Consider the following 18,751-nt stretch of genomic DNA (forward strand, 5'->3'; position numbering starts at 1 on the left):
CTCGGACTACAGCAACTTCGGCGACACGCTCAACAGCAAGTTCGGTTTCCGCTGGAAGCCGATCGACGACCTGATGGTCCGCGGCAACTGGGCCGAAGGCTTCCGCGCTCCGTCGATCTCCGAACTGTTCGCCGGCCTGGGCGATTCGTTCCCGACCATCGCCGACCCCTGCAACCTGGCCTCGTTCCCGAACCTGGACCCGGCCGCGCAGGCGCGCTGCATCGCGCAGGGCGTGCCCGATGGCGGTTACGACCAGGGCAATCCGCAGATCCGCATCAACGTCGGCGGCAACCCCCTTCTGCAACCAGAAACTTCGACCTCCAAGACCCTCGGCATGGTGTACAGCCCGAGCTGGCTGGAAGGATTCGATATCTCGCTGGACTGGTGGCAGATCGAGATGGCCGACACCATCACGGTAGCGGCTGGCCAGACCATTGTTGACAACTGCGTCCGCGAAGGCCTTCCGCAGTACTGCCAGTTGTTCACCCGTAATCCGGGCGGCTCGCTCAATCTGACGTCCGGTCCGGTCAACCAGGGCGACCTGCTGATCGAAGGCTACGACATGACGGTCGGCTACCGCCTGCCGGAAACCGCGTGGGGCAAGTTCAGCTTCACCTGGGACACGACCTACCTGGCCAAGAGCGAAGGTTCGGCAGCTCCGTCCGGAATCGGCGAATACTCGCAGAACAACAACGGCTGGCGCATCCGTTCGAACGTCGCCACGCGTTGGGAGATGGGCGACTGGGGTGCAACCTGGAACGTGCGCTACTACGACGACCAGGACGAGGACTGCCAGGCGTTCGTCGACTACGGCTACTCGTTCCTGTGCTCGGATCCGGATCGCGTGATCGACAACGAAGACGGGGTCCCGACTGCGGCTGCGCAGAACCACATCGGCGCAACCACGTACCACGATGTCAGCGCCTACTGGAATGCTCCGTGGAACGCCAAGATCACCCTCGGTGTGAACAACATCGGGGACAAGGATCCGCCGCGTTCGGTCCAGGCCTTCGCCAACAGCTTCGACCCGCAGTACGAAGTGCCCGGTCGCTTCTACTACATGCGTTACACGCAGAAGTTCTGATCGATGTGCTGGTGAAGTACCTACTACGGCCCCTCAAGGGGCCGTAGTTTTTTGGGCTCCAAAGGCGCGCGCTAAACTAGCCTAGCCCTGATGACCGTGCGAGCGAATTCCGATGCCCTTTGAGATCAATCCTGTTTTCGCAGTCCCCTTTGCCCAGGATTGGATGCCCGATGCAGACAAGGTCAACGCGGAGCTGAAGCGTCTTCTCCTGAACAGAGAGCGCGAAGGAAGCCGATATGCGAACCCCTATCCTTCGCTGAAACAGCAACCGGGCGTTTTCGAAAGCGACTTCAACCTCTTCTCCTGGCCGGAAAACTGCGTTCAGGAGCTACGTCAGTTTTGTTGGGCAACGCTAGGCCGCACTATCCAGCAACTGAATGGTTATGCTTCGGAAGAAATAAAGCGACTGCAGATTTTCTCGCACACCTGGTACCACGTTACACGGCATGGCGGCTTTACGATCCTGCATACCCATCCGATGGCTTCCTGGTCGGGCGTGTACTGCGTCGATCCTGGAACGACACCAGAGGACAGGCCCGAATCCGGTGTATTACGGTTCCATAATCCCCACCACTACAGCAATTACTTCCTTGATGCCGGCAACTTGAAGTTGCGCGCCCCATATCACCATGGGACTTGGAGCGTTGTGTTCAAACCCGGGCAGCTCGTCCTCTTCCCATCGTGGCTACAGCACGAAGTGATGCCGTTCTATGGGAACGACGAGCGCATTACCATTGCCTTCAATTGCTGGTTTTCCATGAAAGAGAGCGGACAATAGGCGCGGGTGCGGCGGCTTCACAGCTAGATAACACCCAGCTCCGACAAGCGTCCGAGCAGGGGCTGTAGATAACTTTCGTATGGCTTCCAAGCAGCTCCACGGTCCTTGAGGATCCCCTGTCGCACGTGCGCACTACTGGCAGTGGAAACCGCACCGGTTTCGCGCTCCACCCGCAGCGCATCTGACTCGAACGGCAGCCCACAGAACGCAAATATGTCGCGAGAGACCGGCTCGGTCGATGTCACCAGGGCATCGTAGGAAATATCCAGAAGCCGCTCAGGCATCGCTTCGCGCCAATGATGCATCAGGTCCTGATACTGCTTGAAGTGATTCGCGAGCGCGATCTGGTCGAATGAGTACAACGCTGCATTGGAGAAATAGGTTCGCAGATTGGAAAAGCACGTATCCACAGGGCTGCGAGCCATATGGAGAATGCGTGCACTCGGCAACGACTTGGCGATGAAGCCGGCATTGACGAAGTTCGGCGGAAGCTTTTCCGTGAGAAATGGTTTTCCTTTGGTGCGCCAGCGGGAGCCTGCAATAAATCCCCGGCCTATCGAATCGAAATCACACGTCGCAAGGCGCTCTACCGCGGCCATGTCCAGCGCGTGCTGAATCTTGTGGTCGGCGGCAATCTTGAGCTGCGCGGTGAACGCATACGTTTCACCGCCATCCGCAACCTGACTATGGCCACCCAGTATTCTTTCAAGCAACGTAGTGCCGGAGCGATGCATGCCGACGATAAAGATCGGCGTGTATTCATCATGGCGGGATTGCGACGCCACGAACTCCGGCGTGCACAGTGACTTGATCCGCTCGAGGAGTTCCCGTCCCTTTTTTTCGTCATAAGGATCGATCTTCCGCTTTGCATGGCAACCACGATCGAGTGCCTGCCAGGACTCGTCATGGCGCTTGAGGTCGTGCAACTCATTGTGCAAGGCGAATGAGAGATAGGCCTCCGTTTCGGTACCGGCTCCGGCTGCATCCAGCTGCCGTCGAATCCGGTCCACGTGGTTGTCTGCTTCCGACCATTTACGGAGCCTCGACAGAACCCAATGCGATTGAGCGAAGGATGGGAGCAGTCGGATGCTGTTTTCCAGCTCGGCTTCTGCCTCTTCCATACGTCCAAGGAACATGAGCACAGTGCCGCGGAGATAATGCGGCTGAGCGCCTCGGGGGTCGAGCACGACGGCCTGGGTTACCAGCTGCAATGCGAGCTCCTGGTCACCAACGGAACTCACCATCAGCGCCATCTCGGTGAGCATCCTTGGATCGGCACGACGTACGAATCCACTCTGCCGAACGAGGTCGAGCAACAATTCCGCCTCGTGAAAAGTACGTAGCTTCCTTCCAAGCTCAAGAACCAAGCCCGGATGATCGTTGGCGAGCTTCATCGCCGCAAGGAGACTATTCCGTGCAGCACGGTAGGAATCCAACTGCAACAACGCACTGGTCGACTTCAGCAACGCGGGGAGATGACCTGGATCGCGCGCAACTATTGCGGCAAACGCATCCGCCGCCTCACGCCAGCGCTTGCCTGTAGTTGCAGCCTCTCCCCGCGACCACAGCCTTTGGATCTCCTGTTGCACGGAAGCTTGCTTGATCATGCGACTTGGTCACCTGCATCGCGCGCCAGGGCGCGCATGAATGGGAGCACATGTTTGTCCGCCCATATGCGAGCACGGCGCAGCTCCTCGGAAAAACTTCGCTCTACAAGACGCACCTCTTCCAGTCGCTGGGAAACGCTGTAGGAAGCGTGTGTAGCCTTGGCGTTCCGACGACCTTCATTGGCGCAGCGACTGGCGAGCTCCTTTGCCGGAACGTCAAGCGACAGCCATGCAGCTGTATTTTCGGCCGTCGCAAGGAGATCTTCCAAGAGGACCTGCATGCCAATAACTCGGACTCGTGAGCTGTGCGCTGCATCCACGATGTCAGCGATCAGCTCCCGCTGCGCAGCCCACTGCAGGACCGCAGCGCACAACAGATCCGGAGGATCGAACGCGGGTGCTGGCAAACGCGCATGAAACCCCGATGCTCGCATTGCCCGCTCGACCAACTGTGGAATTTTTGCCTGCGATTCAAGCGTCTTCTTCAGGTTGGAAACAAGGAAATCATCCAGGTCCGAAATCAATATCACTGCCCGGCTTCGCGGCGATAGCCGCAGCAGGTCGGATGCAATATTCAACGCTGCATGCGTTGGTTTGACGACGACAGCGCCTTTCCGGTGCCATGCACGGGAGAGCAGCCCGACAACCTGCGGCGCCAACGCTTCGATTGACTCGCCTTCATGCCGCGAGTCGCCGAGCCGACGGAGCACCAGGGGTTCGCGAAGGCAAACCGAATATGGCGGCACATGAAGCACACGCGCCAACAACGTGGAACCACAGAATGATGTATGGAAGAGCCAGGACAACTGGTTGGATAGTTCTACTTCTCCAACCTCGTCGGCGGAGATTGCTACTGCATCTGAAACCGCAGTATCGATCCGAGTATCAAGGAAGCTCGAGGTTTCGAGAACGGCGTCCTCTACGCGGAGGAATCCATAACGGCGCTCCCGGACCCGGAGATCCATGGGAAACCAATGGGCATCTGAAAGGTCGACCGTGGACGGATTCACGAAGCCGCAACGCGTTCAAACTTGATCGCGAAAGTGTAACGAGGCGCGTAACAGATCCGGTTTGGCGGCCTGCCAACGTGCTTGATCGCGCCGTCGAAGACGACCAGCCTGCCCGGCCGTGGCCGCACGGCGCAAGCGATTTCTTCCTGCGCGTCATAGAACATCGTCTCTCCGCCCCATTCGACGTCCCAACGCTCGCAGAAATACCAGAGCGCCGTCAGATCGTGCTGTTCGGGCAAGCAATCCGTGTGGGTGAAGAGCATGTCCCCGTAACTGGCCACGTTGGTGTACGCGCGATAGGGGCGGTACGCAATTCCTGCGGGCGTGAATGTCACAACGGCGCGTTGAGTGATTTCGAAAATTGGCTGTCGAACAAGCCCCTCGAGTTTCACTTCCGTAGCCCAATGCTTGTATTCAGCCGTTTCGGGCCGAGCTATTTCCGAGCGGGTGAACGCCGCCTTCGACAATCCCTGCACATAGTCGGCGACGTTGGGCAGCAGCCCGTCGAATACCCGAATCGGGCGCCCGTCCACCATCATTTCATGGCTCGGCGCCGGCACGCTCGTCATGTTCATTGGCTCAGTTCAATGCCTCTGTAATGCGCTGCTGCTCTTTGCGCAGCAGCTGCGGCATTCGCGGCCCGTACCCATCCAGGTACTCGCCGATGCTTTCGAATTCGGCACGCCAGCCTGCCTGGTCGAAGCCGAACAGCTTGTCCCTAGCTTCATTGCCGAACTCCAGACCCGCAACATTGAGATCCTCGACATTCGGCAGGTTGCCGATTGGTGTTTCCTGCGCGCCGGCCTCGCCCGTCACGCGCTTGATCATCCACTCGAGCACGCGCAGGTTGTCGCCGAAGCCCGGCCACAGGAACCTGCCGTCGTCGCCCTTGCGGAACCAGTTGACGTGGAAGATCTTCGGCAGCTTCGCGCCAGGCTTGTCGAACGAGAGCCAATGGCTGAAGTAGTCGGCGAAGTTGTACCCGCAGAACGGTTTCATCGCCATCGGGTCGCGGCGCATCACGCCAACGGCACCAGTGGCTGCCGCTGTAGTTTCCGAACCCATTGCGGCGCCGACGAGCACGCCATGCGCCCAGTCGCGCGCCTCGAACACCAGCGGCACCAGCGAGGCGCGACGGCCTCCGAAGACGATCGCGCTGATCGGCACGCCCTGCGGATCCTCCGCTTTCGGCGAATACGACGGGCATTGCTTCGCGCTCACGGTAAAGCGTGAATTCGGATGCGCTGCGGGTGTTCCCTTGCTGAAATCGTAGTCATTTCCGCGCCAGTCAATGGCGGGTTCGCGCTTGTCCAGGCCTTCCCACCACGGTTGGTTGTCGCCTGTGACGGCGACGTTGGTGAAGATGGTGTCGTGTTGGATGGTCTTGAGCGCGTTCGGGTTCGACGTTTGCGACGTCCCAGGCGCAACACCGAAGAAGCCCGCTTCCGGATTGATGGCGTATAGACGCCCGTCGGCACCAGGACGCATCCAGCAGATGTCGTCGCCGATGGTCCACACCTTCCAGCCGTCCTTGCGGTAACCCTCCGGCGGAATGAGCATCGCCAGGTTGGTCTTGCCGCACGCAGACGGGAATGCCGCGGCGATGTAGTGCGTTTCGCCCTGCGGATTTTCGAGACCGAGGATCAGCATGTGCTCGGCGAGCCAGCCTTCCGACTTCGCCTGATACGAGGCGATGCGCAGTGCGTGGCACTTCTTGCCGAGCAGTGCATTGCCGCCGTAACCGGAGCCATACGACTTGATCGTCAGCTCTTCCGGGAAATGCATGATGAAGCGGCGGTTCGGGTCGAGCTCGCCGATCGAATGCAGGCCCTTGACGAACGAACCCTCGCGCTCGATGCGTGCGAGCGACGGCGCACCCATGCGCGTCATGATCCGCATGTTGGCGACCACGTACGGGGAATCGGTGATTTCGACGCCGCAGCGCGACAGCGGCGAATCGATCGGCCCCATGCAGTACGGAATCACGTACATGGTGCGGCCAGCCATGCAGCCGTCGAAGAGCGCATCCATCTTCGCGTGGCCGTCCGCCGGCGGCATCCAGTGATTGTTCGGACCGGCGTCATCCTGCTGCGGCGTGCAGACAAAGGTGAGGTGCTCGACGCGCGCGACGTCGTCCGGATGCGAGCGATGCAGCCAGCTGCGCGGATGGGTTTCCGTGTTGAGCCTGATGAGTGTCCCGTCAGCTTCCATCTGCGCGATGAGTGCGTCGTTTTCCGCATCGCTGCCGTCGCACCAGTGGATCGAGTCCGGCCTGGTCAGCGCAGCGACTTCCGCGACCCATGCATTCAGTGCAGCAAGTTTGCTTCGTCCGGCGTCCTTGGCCGGAGCGTTCTGCGACAGCTTGTTCATCGATGAAGCCTTTACGGATTGGGAATCAGGGTAGCGGCCATGTGCTCGACATAGGCCTCGAATTCGTCGTGCTGCATTCGCGTCTGGTGCAGCTGCAGGTTCAGCTGCAGGAAGCCGACATAGGCGGAATACAGCAGCTGGGCGCGATGGCGGGCATCGGTCCGGGAGAGCCCGGCCTGGCGGAACGAAGCAGTGAGGTAATCGAGGCGGCGCTCGGAAACGCGGCCGATCACCGGCTGCACCGCCGGATGGTCCATGGCCTTGATCAGTTCGGAATAGACGACGTGCGACTTGTATTCGTGCGCGACCAGGTTGAACAACGCGCGCAGGCGCGCGCGCGGATCGTTGATCGGCTCGAGTTCGCCGAACAGCAGGTCCTGCTCCATCTTCTCCCAGCGCTCGAGCGCGGCCACGAGCAGGGCTTCGCGCGAGGGGAAGTGCCAATAGAAGCTGCCCTTGGTGACGCCGAGGCGGCGGGCGAGCGGCTCGACCGCCACGGCGGCCACGCCCTGTTCGGAGATCAAGTCCAATGCCGCGGAAGCCCAGTCGTCAGCGCTCAGGCGCCCGGTGCGTTCCTTGGGATCGGTCTTGGAGGGCTCGGGCTTCGCGGCGGTGGTCATCATCGTGACAGTTTAACCATACGGTGGCGACTGTGACAGTACGCACGGGCCCGTCAAAGCTGCCGACGGGGCACGGTTGACAGACATTCGGCTGGCAACCATACTCGGCCGTATGTTTAGCGTTTCATGCCACTGTTTGAATCCGCATCCGGTGGACTGCGGGTCCCGGACAAGTGGCCGGGCGCGAACTAACCTTACCGCCAGCCCGTCAACGCCACGTCGCGTCGGAGCGTTCCCATGAGCATCGCCCTTCCCTTTCTTGCCCTGCTGGTCGTTGGTGCGATCGCCGCCTACCACCGATTGCGTCTCCCCGTCTGGGCTGCAGTCACGCTGACCGCCCTGATTGCTTGCCTGCTGCTGGGGGCAAACGTCACTGCGACGATCGTCGCCACGCTCATTGCTGCGCTGATCGCCGTGCCGCTGCTGGTGCCGCAGATCCGCCTGCCTTTCATCACCAAGCCGCTGCTCGGCTTCTACACCAAGATCCTGCCGCCGCTGTCGGAGACCGAGCGTGTCGCGCTCGAAGCCGGGACGGTCGGCTGGGAAGGCCAGCTCTTCTCCGGCAAGCCGGACTGGGACGTATTGTTCGACCAGCCCAAGCCGGAGCTGCGCCCGGACGAACAGGCATTTCTCGACGGCCCCGTCGAAGAGGTCTGCCGCATGACCAACGACTGGGAAATCACCCACGTCAATGCGGACCTCACGCCCGAAATCTGGGATTACATCAAGAAGAACAGGTTCTTCGGGATGATCGTGCCGAAGGAATACGGCGGCCTCGGCTTCACCGCGCTGGCCAACCACAAGGTGATCCAGAAGCTGGCAACGGTCTCGACCGTGCTCAGCTCCACCGTCGGCGTGCCCAATTCGCTCGGTCCGGCCGAGCTGCTGCTGCATTACGGCACCAGGGAACAGAAGGACTACTACCTGCCGCGCCTGGCGGACGGCCGTGAAGTGCCGTGCTTCGGCCTGACAGGTCCGTGGGCGGGTTCGGATGCGACGTCGATCCCCGACTTCGGCATCGTCACGATGGGCGAGTGGAACGGCGCCCGTGTGGTCGGCGTGAAGCTGACCTTCGACAAGCGTTACATCACTCTGGCGCCGGTCGCGACGCTGATCGGCCTCGCATTCCGCATGTACGACCCGGATGGCCTGATCGGCGACAAGCGCGACATCGGCATCACGCTGGCGCTGGTGCCTCGCGAAACGCCCGGCATCGACATCGGCCGCCGCCACTTCCCGCTCAATTCGCCGTTCCAGAACGGTCCCATCCATGGCCACGAAGTCTTCATTCCGCTCAGCCAGCTGATCGGCGGCGAAGCGTTCGCCGGGAAGGGCTGGCAGATGCTGGTCGAATGTTTGTCGATCGGACGTTCGATCACGTTGCCCTCCACCGCCAGTGGCGGCGCCAAGATCGGTGCGGTCGTCACCGGCGCGTATGCACGCATCCGCAAGCAGTTCGGCCTGTCGGTCGGCCGCTTCGAAGGCGTCGAGGAAGCCCTCGCCCGCATCGGCGGCAAGGCATACGCGATCAGTGCCTTGTCTGAAGCCGCCGCGGCCGCGGTCACGCGCGGCGAACTGCCCGCCGTGCCTTCGACCATCGCCAAGTACCACTGCACCGAGATGGCGCGCGAAGTCGCCACCGACGTGATGGACATCCACGGCGGCAAGGGCATCATCCTCGGGCCGAAGAACTATGCCGGCCGCAACTGGCAGGCGTTGCCGATCATGATCACGGTGGAAGGCGCGAACATCATGACGCGCTCGCTGATGATCTTCGGCCAGGGCGCGATCCTCTGCCATCCGTGGGTGCTGAAGGAGATGAAGGCGGCTTCGCTGCCGGATCCGGAAGAGCGCCTTGTAGAGTTCGACAGGAATCTTTTCGGCCATGTCGGCTTCGCCTTCTCCAACGCCGTGCGCAGCTGGTGGTATGGCTTTACGGGTGCGCGTTTCGGCAAGGCGCCGGGGGATGCGTACACGCGTCGCTACTTCCGCAAGCTCAATCGTTATTCGGCCGCACTCGCGCTCGCGGCGGATACGTCGATGCTCCTGCTCGGCGGCAAGCTGAAGTTCAAGGAATCGCTGTCGGGCCGCCTGGGCGACGTGCTGAGCCAGCTCTACATCGCCAGTGCGATGCTCAAGCGTTACGAAGACCAGGGCCGCCCGGTGTCGGACCAGCCGTTGCTGGCATGGGCCTTCCATGACTCTGTCAACAAGATCGAAACCGCGTTCTCGACTGCGCTGCGCAACTTCCCTGTACGTCCGGTTGGCTATTTGCTGTGGGCGCTGATCTTTCCGTGGGGCCGTCGTGCACAGGCGCCGAGCGACCGTCTCGGTCATAAGATCGCTTCGTTGCTGATGTCGCCCAATGAAGCACGCGATCGTCTCGCCGCGGGAACGTTCCTCACGCCATGCGCCAACAATCCGGCGGGGCGCATCAACAGCTATTTGCCGAAAGTGGTGATGGCCGAACCGGTCGAGCGCAAGTTCCTCAAGGCACTGAAGAACAGCGATATCGAAGCCCTGGATTTCACCTCGCAACTCGATGAAGGCGTGCGCGAAGGCTGGATCACCGCCGACGAACGCAAGCAACTCGAAGAGTTGCGCGAGATGACCATCGACGCCATCAGCGTCGACGACTTCGACACGGAAGAGCTGCGCTCGGCGGGTTATCGCCGCGAGAGTTACGAGAGCCGCGCGGCGGCCTGATCGCAGGACAAGGTTACAAACGACGGCGGGCTCGACCCGCCGTCTTCATTTCCGGAGTTCACTCACATGGCTGCTTCCGTGCTTTCGATGTACCGGCGCATGAGCCGTTGGCCTGCGGGCCGCTGGCTGTTTTCGCGCGCCGTGTGTTTCCGCGCGCCTTACTTCGCCACGATTGCGCCCCGCTTCATCGCCCTCGAACCCGGGCGATGCGAAGTCGAGATCCTGGATCGCCGGCGCGTACACAACCATATCGGCACCGTGCACGCGATCGCGCTGTGCAACCTGGCCGAACTGAGCGCTGGCATGATGACGGAAGCTTCACTGCCGTCGACGATGCGCTGGATTCCAAAAGGCATGGCCGTGGAATACGTGAAGAAAGCGCGCGGCACGATGCATGCGATCGCTACGCCGGACACCGCCATCGTCGACTCGCCGACGGGATACGAACTGCCCGTTACCGTGTCGGTACGCGACCCGCAGGGCGATGAAGTATTCCGCGCGCGCATCGCGATGTGGCTTTCGCCGAAATCACGCGGCTAGCACTGCTGCCATCGCCAGTAATGCGGGCACGGTCTGGACGAAGAAGATCCTGCGATTGACCGTTGCCGCGCCGTACATTCCTGCGATAACGACGCATGCGAGGAAGAAGAGTTCGAACTCGCGTGATCCGGTCGCCACACCGTAAATCAATCCAGCGGCGAGGAAGCCGTTGTAGAGGCCCTGGTTCGCCGCCAGCACCTTCGACTGCTCGGCTTTTTCCGGCGATTGCCGGAATACCTTGAGCCCCAGCGGGCGGGTCCACAGGAACATCTCCAGCACCAGGAAATACAGGTGCAAAAGCGCGACCAGGAGAACCAGAGTAGTGGCGAGGACTGACATCGTTTGAGCCTCTGGCGCCAGCCTTGGGCGCTGACGCGGTGAAAGGTGAAGTGCGGTTTCAGGTCAGGCCGCGCCGACCTGATGCGCGGGAAGCGAATTCTCGCGCCGTGCGGTATCGGCCAGGCGCCAGCCAATCGTCGTCGCGATCGCACCCCACGATGCCGCCAGGAGCGAGAATCCGGCGATGCCGACGCCGAAGCCACGCAGGCCATCCATGATCGATGCAACGGTCAGGTCGCCGAAGCGCCACACCGCGGTATCGACTGCATTCTTGCCCTTGTAGCGCACGCTGCGCGGCACCATCGAAAACAGGCTTTCGCGCGCCGGACCCACAAGCCCATACGCCAGCGCGCGACTCACCACCAATGCCAATGCAACCCAGGGCATGAGCAGGAAGAAACCGGTCATCGAGCGGATCAGGTCCACCGCAAAGCCGTTGCCCGTCATACCCGCCAGCCGTTCCGCGACCTGCTCGGACGTGTAGCCCGTCACCGCGGCGTACGGATCGGCCGCGAAAAACACCAGCAACAACACAACCGCGACCCCGACTCCCCACAAAGCGATCAGTAGCCCGGCACCGCTGCGCGGCAGCAGCCAGCGCGTGATCGTCAACTGCAGGATGACCTGCAACGTATTCGTAGTCAGGTCCATGCCACCGAAGAAGCGCGTGCGCGCGACCGCATCGGTGAAATGGTCCTTCGCATAGTCGGCAACCAGCGCGTAATTGACCGTACCTATGCCATCGCCGAGCAGCAACAGAAGCGACATCCCACGTACGAAGGGGTTCGAGAACACCTGCCGCAGGCCGTCCCACATGCTGCCGCCCACTGCCGCGTCGTGTCCGACTTCGAAGCGCCGCGCGCCATGCACGCGCGCCCACTGGCCGAGGATCACCGCGCAGCTCGCCGCAAGGACCAGCAACACCGCGGACACAACCAGCAATGGCGCCACGCCGATCCGCGCAACGAGAATCTGCGTAAGCGCAGGGCCCGATATCGCACCCGCGGTGCCGCCAAGCGCGATGACCGGAAACAGGCGCCGCGCCTGACCCTCGTCCCAGATGTCCGCCATGAAACTCCAGAAGACGGCCACAACGAACAGGTTGAACACGCTGACCCAGACGAAGAACACGACCCCGAGCACGTACGGCGTCAGCATGCCCTCGTAGGTGAAGAAAGGAATGAAGCCGAACAGGCATACGATGAAGAACGCATACACCACGGGCACCACGATGCGTCGCGGATATCGCGAGGCGAGCGCGGAAAACAATGGTGTAAGCAGCAGGGTTGCAATGAAGACGGTGGCGTAGAACCAGCTCTGGTTCGTGGATCCGCCCACGGCGGCAAAGAGCTGCTCCCGCACGGGCCGCAGGATGTAATACGCAGCCAGCACGCAGAAGAAGTAGATGAAGGAGAGCGTGACCGCGCGCAACTCTCCGGTGTGGATGCGCCGCCCTGCACCACCCACCGCGTGATCGGTCGCCATGCGAGCGCTCCAGAAAACCCGCATCACGGTAGCCCAAGGCCGGCATGCCCGCTACTGCGGCCAGTACTCCTCTGGTTATCCGCCCAATGGCTTCGCCCGGCGCCCGAGCATATGCTCTAGGGACGGGGCATAGCGTCGCCCGGTCATCGAGCAGTAGCGCAGGCAGAGGCGGCACGTTGTACGACTACATCATCATCGGCGCCGGTTCGGCCGGCTGCGTGCTGGCGAACCGGCTGAGCGAAGACCCCGACTGCAAGGTGCTGCTTCTCGAAGCCGGCCCGCGCGACTGGCATCCCTTCATCCACATGCCCGCCGGACTCGCCAAGCTGGTCGGCAAGAAAGGCGTGAACTGGGATTACGACACCGCACCCGAGCCGCAGCTCAACAATCGCGTGATGTGGTGGCCGCGCGGCAAGGTGCTGGGCGGCTCGAGTTCGATCAATGCGATGTGTTACGTCCGCGGCGTGCCGGCCGACTACGATGGCTGGGCAGCGCAAGGCGCCAGCGGCTGGGACTGGAAGAGCGTCCTCCCCTACTTCAGACGCAGCGAGCACAATTCGCGTGGCGCCGATGCACTGCACGGCCAGAATGGCCCGCTGTACGTGTCCGACCTGCGCTACACGAACCCGCTGTCGAACGCTTTCATCGAAGCGGGGCAACAGGCAGGTTTCCCGGTCAACGCGGATTTCAACGGCCCCGCACAAGAAGGCTTCGGTCTCTACCAGGTCACGCAGAAGAACGGTGCGCGTTGCTCTACCGCCGTGGCCTACCTGCATCCTGTTCGCGAGCGCCACAACCTGACCGTCGTCACCGGCGCGCAGGCCAATCGCATCACCTTCGAAGGCCATCGTGCGAACGGCGTCGTGTATCGCGCCAGCGGTAAAGCCTTTCACCAGATCGCGTCGCGCGAAGTACTGCTGAGCGGTGGCGCGATCAACTCGCCGCAACTGCTCATGCTGTCCGGCATCGGTCCTGCCGCGCACCTTCGACGCCATGGCATCGACGTCGTGTTCGATGCGCCCCACGTCGGCGAAAACCTGCAGGACCATCTCGACGTCTGCACGCTGCAGCACTCGACGCAGCGCGTGACCTACGATCGGGTGAGCGACGCGAAGATCGCCTTCGACTATTACCTGCGCGGCCACAGCGGTGCCGGCAGCAGCAATATCGCCGAAGCCGGTGCGTTCGTGCGTTCGCGATTCGCGCCTGATGAGCGTCCCGACATCCAGTTCCACTTCGTACCCGCCATGCTGGACGACCATGGGCGCCATCGCCTGGCTGGCGACGGTTACACCGCGCACGCCTGCTTCCTGCGCCCGCGCAGCCGTGGCCGTATCCTGCTTACCAGTGCGAACGCGGGCGACAAGGCGAGGATCGAAGCCAACTACCTGAGCGACCCGGAAGGTTTCGACCTGAAGATGATGGTCGAGTGCGCAAAGCTCTCACGCGAGCTCTTCGCGCAGAAGGCGTTCGATGCTTACCGGGGCCTGCCGATCTTTCCGGCACGGAACGATCTGTCGGACGCGGAACTGGTCGAGTTCATCCGCGCGAAGGCAGAAACCGTGTACCACCCGATCGGAAGCTGCCGGATGGGCAGCGACGAGCAGTCCGTCGTCGATCCCCAGCTGCGCGTTCGCGGCGTGGAAGGCCTGCGCGTCGTGGATGCCTCGGTGATGCCGACATTGATCGGTGGCAATACGAATGCACCGACGATCATGATCGCGGAACGTGCGTCGGACCTGATCGTCGGCCGCGTCAATTGACGGCGGCGCTGTAGAGCGAAGCCACCAGCCGCATCCGATGGTTTCCTTGTAGAGCGGAGCTTGCTCCGGTAACGCGGTGCCGACCTCCCGAAAGGCCCGCAACCGCGCAGGCGCGGAGCCCCAGGCGAAAAAGCTACGGAGCGAGCTACAAAGCTCCTGTCACGAACGCCCGAGCATCGGCGGCAACGGACAATGCAGGACCGCGCAGATGGTGCGCAGCAACTCGGCTTCCGCCACATCGATCTTTCCGTCATGACTGATCGTGGCGGTGATGGCCTCGACCAGCATTTCCTTCGCCAGCGGCTCCAGCGCATCCAGCGGCATCCAGACGTCGTCCAGCGCAAGAACTCCGTTGCTGCGCGGCAGATAGGGCAATGCCTGATCGGGGATCACCCGTTGCATGCCGGTGATATGGGCTTGCCGTGCGGCATCGGGATCCGTGTTCCCGTACTGCGCAGCAACGGTGAGCAGTGTGGTGATCTCCCGGCGCAAGTCGCTGATCTTGCGGCGACCGAAACGCGCATAGCGCGAGGGATCGAGCGATTCGCGCACGTGCACGGTGAGCAGCCGCGCGAGGCAGTATTCGAACAGGGACACGTTGCCATCGGCATAGACCATGGCGTTGACGGTGTCGAGGAACACTTCCAGCTCCGTGCGCGGACGCAGCCGCAACACCGGAAATGCCAGCGACGCCAACGGCAGTCGCAGCGCCGGATGCAACGAGGCCAGCGATTGCTCATGCAGCGCGCGCACTTCGAGCGCAACCGACTTGCCCAGCCGCGCTGAAATTTCATGATCCTGCTTGCCTGCGACTTCCGGCTGCGTGTCGAGCAAGAGTGCGAGCAGCAAGGGCACCACCGCTTCGCGCTGCGCCGCGAGTGCGCGCAGTTCGCTGGAAAGATGCGCAGCGATGACGTCTGCGCGCTGGTAATCGTCCGCTCCCGGCTGCGCGACCTGCCGCGCGACCGTCGCCGGCGTCACCGCCTGCTCCGCGCCAACCAGGGGAAGTGGCGGCGGCGTGCCGCTTCCGATTAGTCCGAGCTGCGCATCTTCGTCGAGTCCGCTCGGCGGAGCGGCGACCCACTGCGCACGCAGGCGTTCGAGCTGTTCCCCGTTGAAGCCGGGTTCCAGCGCCTGGATACGTTCGACGAGCGGCGGATGCGTGGCAAACCAACTGCTCAATCCCACGCCATCGCCGAACAGCATGTGGCTGATTTCCTCGGCATCGCCGCGATGGCTCAACCGGCTGCCTTCCTCGATGCCGCCGATCTTCTTCAACGCTCCCGCGAGGCCTGCGGTCTGCCGGGTGAACTGCACGGCCGACACATCCGCGAGGCGCTCGCGCGTACGGCTCACGCCAGCCTTGATCAGGCGTCCGAAGAACAGGCCGATGTAACCGACGATCATCGCGATCAGTGCGGCAATGAGGATCGCGCCCGCATTGCGATCGCGTCCACGCCCGAGTTCGAGCACCTTGCGGCCGATGATCGCGAGCATGAGGATGCCGAACAACACGCCGATCAGGCGTATGTTCAGGCGCATGTCGCCGTTGAGGATGTGGCTGAATTCGTGGGCGATGACGCCTTGCAGTTCGTCGCGGTTGAGCCGCTCGAGCGCGCCACGCGTCACCGCCACCACGGCATCGGATGGCGAATAGCCCGCAGCGAAGGCGTTGATCGCGGATTCGTGTTCCAGCACGTAGAGCCTGGGCATGGGCACGCCCGAAGCAATCGCGATTTCCTCAACGACGTTGCGGAGCCGGCGCAGGTTGAAGTCGTTGCCGTGCTCGGGGACGGCGACGCCACCCATCTGCAGGGCCACGGATTCGCCACCACCGCGCAGGGTGGCGACCCGGTACACCGAGCCGAGCCCGATGATCGCCAGCGTGGCCAGTGTGGTGAATACGAGCATTGCGCCGATTTCACCCGGCTGTGAGTCGGCTCGCGCAAATACTATCCACACGGCGAAATCGACGGCGAACACGATGCCCGCTACCGCCAGCGCGAACAGCAGCACCAGACGCGATGAGTGGCGCCGCGCAGCGGTCTGGTGTTCGAAGAAGTTCATCTACGCAGCCCGATCGATCTGCAATCCGGAAGACAACGCAGCTGCGTTGCCGGGAGCGCATTCAGTAGCGGCGACATCATCGCCGCCATCGGAACCGCTCCCGCGAGGACTAGAACTGCACTTTGGGTGCGGCCCGGACCTGGGCCTGCTGCTCGCCCGGAATTTCCAGCAGCGCAGCGGGAGAGAAATTGAACATCCCGGCGATGACGCTGGACGGGAATACTTCGCGCCGGTTGTTGTAGGCCATGACGCTGTCATTGAAGGCTTGGCGGGCGAAGGCGACCTTGTTCTCGGTCGAGGTCAGCTCTTCGGTGAGCTGCATCATGTTCTGGTTCGCCTTGAGGTCCGGGTAGGCCTCGGCGATAGCGAGCAGTCGACCCAGGGCACCGTTGAGCTGCCCCTGGGTGGCGGCGAGTTGTTCCATCGCAGCCGGGTCGCCGGGACTCGCCTTCGCGGCCGAGAGTCCGGAAATCGCGGCGCCACGCGCGGCGATCACGGCTTCGAGCGTCTCGCGCTCATGCGTGAGGTAGCCCTTCGCGGTTTCCACCAGGTTGGGGATCAGGTCGAAACGGCGCTGGAGCTGCACGTCGATCTGCGCGAAGGCATTCCGGAAGGCGTTGCGGGCCGTGATCAGGCCGTTGTAGATGCCCACGCCCCAGAACGCCAACACGATCACCAAACCCAACAAAATCAGCAAGCTGAACATGCTTGTTCCCCCATCCCTTGAAATTTGGCGTTATGATCCGACGCGATCTACAGCATACGCAGGCGCTGCGAGCGATGAAAGACGAATCCCGCCGCCGGTCCCGCAGGATGTGGCAAGCCGGATTGATCCTCTCCTGCCTGATGACGCAGGCGCTGGGCGCCGCGCAGACTCCGCTGCGTTGGGAAGGCAAGGCCGCACAATCCGTTCCGGTTTCGCGATCCGGCTTCATAGATCGCAGCAGCGCGAAGAACGCACTTCCCCTCGGTTCCAATTTCAATGTCGCCCAGTTCGAGGCGATGGCACAGCAGCTCGTCGCGAGCCAGCGCGTGCCGGGCATGGCAATGGCGATCGTGCACAACGGACGCGTGCTGAGCGCGCGAGGCTATGGCGTCACCGATACGCGTGCGCCGTTGCCGGTCGACGGCCACACGGTTTTCCGCCTTGCTTCGCTGTCCAAGGCCTTCGCCGGAACGCTCACGGGCCTGATGGTCAATGACGGGACGCTGCGCTGGGATACCCGCCTTACCCAATACCAGCCCGGGTTCCGCCTGGCCGACCCTGCCGCGGCGCAGATGATCACCGTGGCCGACCTGTTGAGCCATCGCGTCGGCCTGCGCCACAACGCCTACGATCGCGACCTGGAAGCCAACGTCGACTACGCGACGCTGACCCAGAAGCTCGCCTATGCGCCGATGGAATGCGCCCCGGGCACATGCTACGGCTACCAGAACATCGCCTTCAGCCTGATCGGTGACGTGATCCAGACCGCCAGCGGCATGCCCTACGGCCAGGCGGTGCAGAACCGCATCTTCAGGCCACTCGGCATGACCGATGCCAGCGTTGGACTGGAAGGAATTCTCGCCAGCCCGAACTGGGCGCGTCCGCATGTCCGCACGCGCGGCGGCTGGCTCTCGCTCACTCCGAAGCCGAGCTACTACCACGTGGCGCCGGCGGCGGGCGTCAACGCCAGCGCCAATGACATGGCGAAATGGCTGCTGGCCCACACCGGCCACCGTCCTGATGTGCTCTCGGCGCCACTGCTCGCCACGCTGCACCAGCCGCTCGTGTCGACGCCCACCGAACTGCGTGGTTCGTCCTGGCGCCGCGAGCGCTTGAATGCCGCGAGCTACGCACTGGGCTGGCGTGTCTACGACTACTCCGGCAACAACCTCGTCTTCCACGGCGGCGCGGTGCAGGGCTATCGCGGCGTCGTCGCGATGCTGCCTGATCGCGATCTCGGCATCGCCATCCTGTGGAACAGCGAAAGCTCCGTTCCGACCGGCCTGCTGCCGACCATGCTCGATCGCGCCATTGGCCTGAACGACCGTCCGTGGCTCGATATCGAGTTCGACGAGCCGACGCTGTTTGCGGAAAACACCAAGCCGGCGAACACGGGGCAGACGGCAACGCGGGATGACGCGGGTACGACCAGCACGAAGACGAGTGCGGCGCCGAACTGAGCGGCCATCAAAGCGGGAATTCCTGGCGGCGGATCGGCAACGATTCGCCGCTTTCGTTTGGAGGTGTTTGGAGCCGCGTTCGAGGTCGACATCGAATGCAGCGGCGTTGAACGCCGCTCGCTTGCCCGGGCGGAGAAGGCAATGCCCATTCAAACGGTTGTTCCCGCGCGGAGGGCATCGATCCCAGGCAAGACGAATCGCCGTCAAGGTGACTGC

Annotated in this window: 15 protein-coding genes; 6 read left to right on the forward strand and 9 right to left on the reverse strand. The window is 62.6% G+C overall.

The genetic code is table 11. The annotated features are described in order from the left end of the window. Together ASD14_RS12890 and ASD14_RS12895 are read left to right on the forward strand one after the other, a co-directional pair. Positions 1–1,084: TonB-dependent receptor (locus ASD14_RS12890; RefSeq protein ID WP_157475396.1), on the forward strand; the 1,084-nt coding region annotated here is incomplete at its 5' end. 112 nt (positions 1,085–1,196) lie between these two features. Then, positions 1,197–1,862: a putative 2OG-Fe(II) oxygenase gene (locus tag ASD14_RS12895; RefSeq protein WP_056134522.1), complete on the forward strand. Its 666-nt coding sequence runs from the start codon at positions 1,197–1,199 to the stop codon at positions 1,860–1,862. Between the two features lie 23 nt (positions 1,863–1,885). Here ASD14_RS12895 and ASD14_RS12900 read toward each other — a convergent pair whose 3' ends face one another. The 5 genes from ASD14_RS12900 to ASD14_RS12920 are packed head-to-tail and all read right to left on the reverse strand — an operon-like array spanning position 1,886 to position 7,472. Then, a complete protein-coding gene (locus tag ASD14_RS12900) occupies positions 1,886–3,469 on the reverse strand; it encodes a sulfotransferase (protein ID WP_056134525.1) in 1,584 nt (527 codons plus the stop codon). Then, complete coding sequence (locus ASD14_RS12905) at positions 3,466–4,479, reverse strand: hypothetical protein (protein WP_157475397.1); 1,014 nt, start codon at positions 4,477–4,479, stop codon at positions 3,466–3,468. The genes ASD14_RS12900 and ASD14_RS12905 overlap by 4 nt, the downstream gene beginning before the upstream one ends. Continuing rightward, positions 4,476–5,054, reverse strand: a complete 579-nt coding sequence (locus ASD14_RS12910; protein ID WP_082538982.1) for a 2OG-Fe(II) oxygenase — start codon at positions 5,052–5,054, stop codon at positions 4,476–4,478. Before ASD14_RS12910 ends, ASD14_RS12905 begins: the two co-directional genes overlap by 4 nt. Before the next feature lie 4 nt (positions 5,055–5,058). Continuing rightward, entirely contained in the window at positions 5,059–6,849 is a 1,791-nt protein-coding gene (locus ASD14_RS12915; RefSeq protein WP_056134530.1) for a phosphoenolpyruvate carboxykinase (GTP), read from the reverse strand. Between the two features lie 11 nt (positions 6,850–6,860). After that, positions 6,861–7,472, reverse strand: a complete 612-nt coding sequence (locus ASD14_RS12920; protein WP_157475399.1) for a TetR/AcrR family transcriptional regulator — start codon at positions 7,470–7,472, stop codon at positions 6,861–6,863. A 234-nt stretch (positions 7,473–7,706) separates the two neighbouring features. On the opposite strand from ASD14_RS12920, the gene ASD14_RS12925 reads away from it, so the two are divergent. Then, positions 7,707–10,175, forward strand: coding sequence for an acyl-CoA dehydrogenase (locus ASD14_RS12925; RefSeq protein WP_056134533.1), 2,469 nt, complete (start codon positions 7,707–7,709; stop codon positions 10,173–10,175). 66 nt (positions 10,176–10,241) lie between these two features. Next, a complete protein-coding gene (locus ASD14_RS12930; RefSeq protein WP_056134535.1) occupies positions 10,242–10,715 on the forward strand; it encodes a hotdog fold domain-containing protein in 474 nt (157 codons plus the stop codon). Here ASD14_RS12930 and ASD14_RS12935 read toward each other — a convergent pair. Continuing rightward, on the reverse strand, positions 10,704–11,054 hold the full coding sequence (locus tag ASD14_RS12935; RefSeq protein WP_056134539.1) for a DUF1304 domain-containing protein: 351 nt from the start codon (positions 11,052–11,054) through the stop codon (positions 10,704–10,706). The two genes, ASD14_RS12930 and ASD14_RS12935, sit on opposite strands and share 12 nt — an antisense overlap. 63 nt (positions 11,055–11,117) lie before the next feature. Continuing rightward, a complete protein-coding gene (locus ASD14_RS12940) occupies positions 11,118–12,539 on the reverse strand; it encodes a hypothetical protein (protein WP_056134543.1) in 1,422 nt (473 codons plus the stop codon). Positions 12,540–12,715: 176 nt separating this feature from the next. Between ASD14_RS12940 and ASD14_RS12945 the strand changes: the two genes are divergently transcribed. After that, on the forward strand, positions 12,716–14,302 hold the full coding sequence (locus ASD14_RS12945) for a choline dehydrogenase (RefSeq protein ID WP_056134546.1): 1,587 nt from the start codon (positions 12,716–12,718) through the stop codon (positions 14,300–14,302). 159 nt (positions 14,303–14,461) lie between these two features. Here the strand turns inward: ASD14_RS12945 and ASD14_RS12950 are convergent, their stop codons facing one another. Beyond that, positions 14,462–16,369 carry a M48 family metallopeptidase gene (locus ASD14_RS12950; protein WP_056134549.1) on the reverse strand — a complete coding sequence of 636 codons (1,908 nt, stop codon included), beginning with the start codon at positions 16,367–16,369 and terminating at the stop codon, positions 14,462–14,464. 109 nt (positions 16,370–16,478) lie between these two features. After that, on the reverse strand, positions 16,479–17,075 hold the full coding sequence (locus ASD14_RS12955; protein WP_056134552.1) for a LemA family protein: 597 nt from the start codon (positions 17,073–17,075) through the stop codon (positions 16,479–16,481). Between the two features lie 74 nt (positions 17,076–17,149). On the opposite strand from ASD14_RS12955, the gene ASD14_RS12960 reads away from it, so the two are divergent. Further along, on the forward strand, positions 17,150–18,535 hold the full coding sequence (locus ASD14_RS12960; RefSeq protein WP_082539013.1) for a serine hydrolase domain-containing protein: 1,386 nt from the start codon (positions 17,150–17,152) through the stop codon (positions 18,533–18,535). Positions 18,536–18,751: the final 216 nt, after the last annotated feature.

The sequence above is a fragment of the Lysobacter sp. Root494 genome, from assembly GCF_001427225.1.
In the GTDB taxonomy this organism is placed as follows: domain Bacteria; phylum Pseudomonadota; class Gammaproteobacteria; order Xanthomonadales; family Xanthomonadaceae; genus Agrilutibacter.

Bases quoted from the DNA above. Each gene is read 5' to 3' on its own strand.
- ASD14_RS12895 (WP_056134522.1), top strand. From the start codon at position 1,197: ATGCCCTTTGAGATCAATCCTGTTTTCGCAGTCCCCTTTGCCCAGGAT.
- ASD14_RS12900 (WP_056134525.1), bottom strand. From the start codon at position 3,469: ATGATCAAGCAAGCTTCCGTGCAACAGGAGATCCAAAGGCTGTGGTCG.
- ASD14_RS12910 (WP_082538982.1), bottom strand. From the start codon at position 5,054: ATGAACATGACGAGCGTGCCGGCGCCGAGCCATGAAATGATGGTGGAC.
- ASD14_RS12915 (WP_056134530.1), bottom strand. From the start codon at position 6,849: ATGAACAAGCTGTCGCAGAACGCTCCGGCCAAGGACGCCGGACGAAGC.
- ASD14_RS12920 (WP_157475399.1), bottom strand. From the start codon at position 7,472: ATGATGACCACCGCCGCGAAGCCCGAGCCCTCCAAGACCGATCCCAAG.
- ASD14_RS12925 (WP_056134533.1), top strand. From the start codon at position 7,707: ATGAGCATCGCCCTTCCCTTTCTTGCCCTGCTGGTCGTTGGTGCGATC.
- ASD14_RS12930 (WP_056134535.1), top strand. From the start codon at position 10,242: ATGGCTGCTTCCGTGCTTTCGATGTACCGGCGCATGAGCCGTTGGCCT.
- ASD14_RS12935 (WP_056134539.1), bottom strand. From the start codon at position 11,054: ATGTCAGTCCTCGCCACTACTCTGGTTCTCCTGGTCGCGCTTTTGCAC.
- ASD14_RS12940 (WP_056134543.1), bottom strand. From the start codon at position 12,539: ATGGCGACCGATCACGCGGTGGGTGGTGCAGGGCGGCGCATCCACACC.
- ASD14_RS12950 (WP_056134549.1), bottom strand. From the start codon at position 16,369: ATGAACTTCTTCGAACACCAGACCGCTGCGCGGCGCCACTCATCGCGT.
- ASD14_RS12955 (WP_056134552.1), bottom strand. From the start codon at position 17,075: ATGTTCAGCTTGCTGATTTTGTTGGGTTTGGTGATCGTGTTGGCGTTC.
- ASD14_RS12960 (WP_082539013.1), top strand. From the start codon at position 17,150: ATGAAAGACGAATCCCGCCGCCGGTCCCGCAGGATGTGGCAAGCCGGA.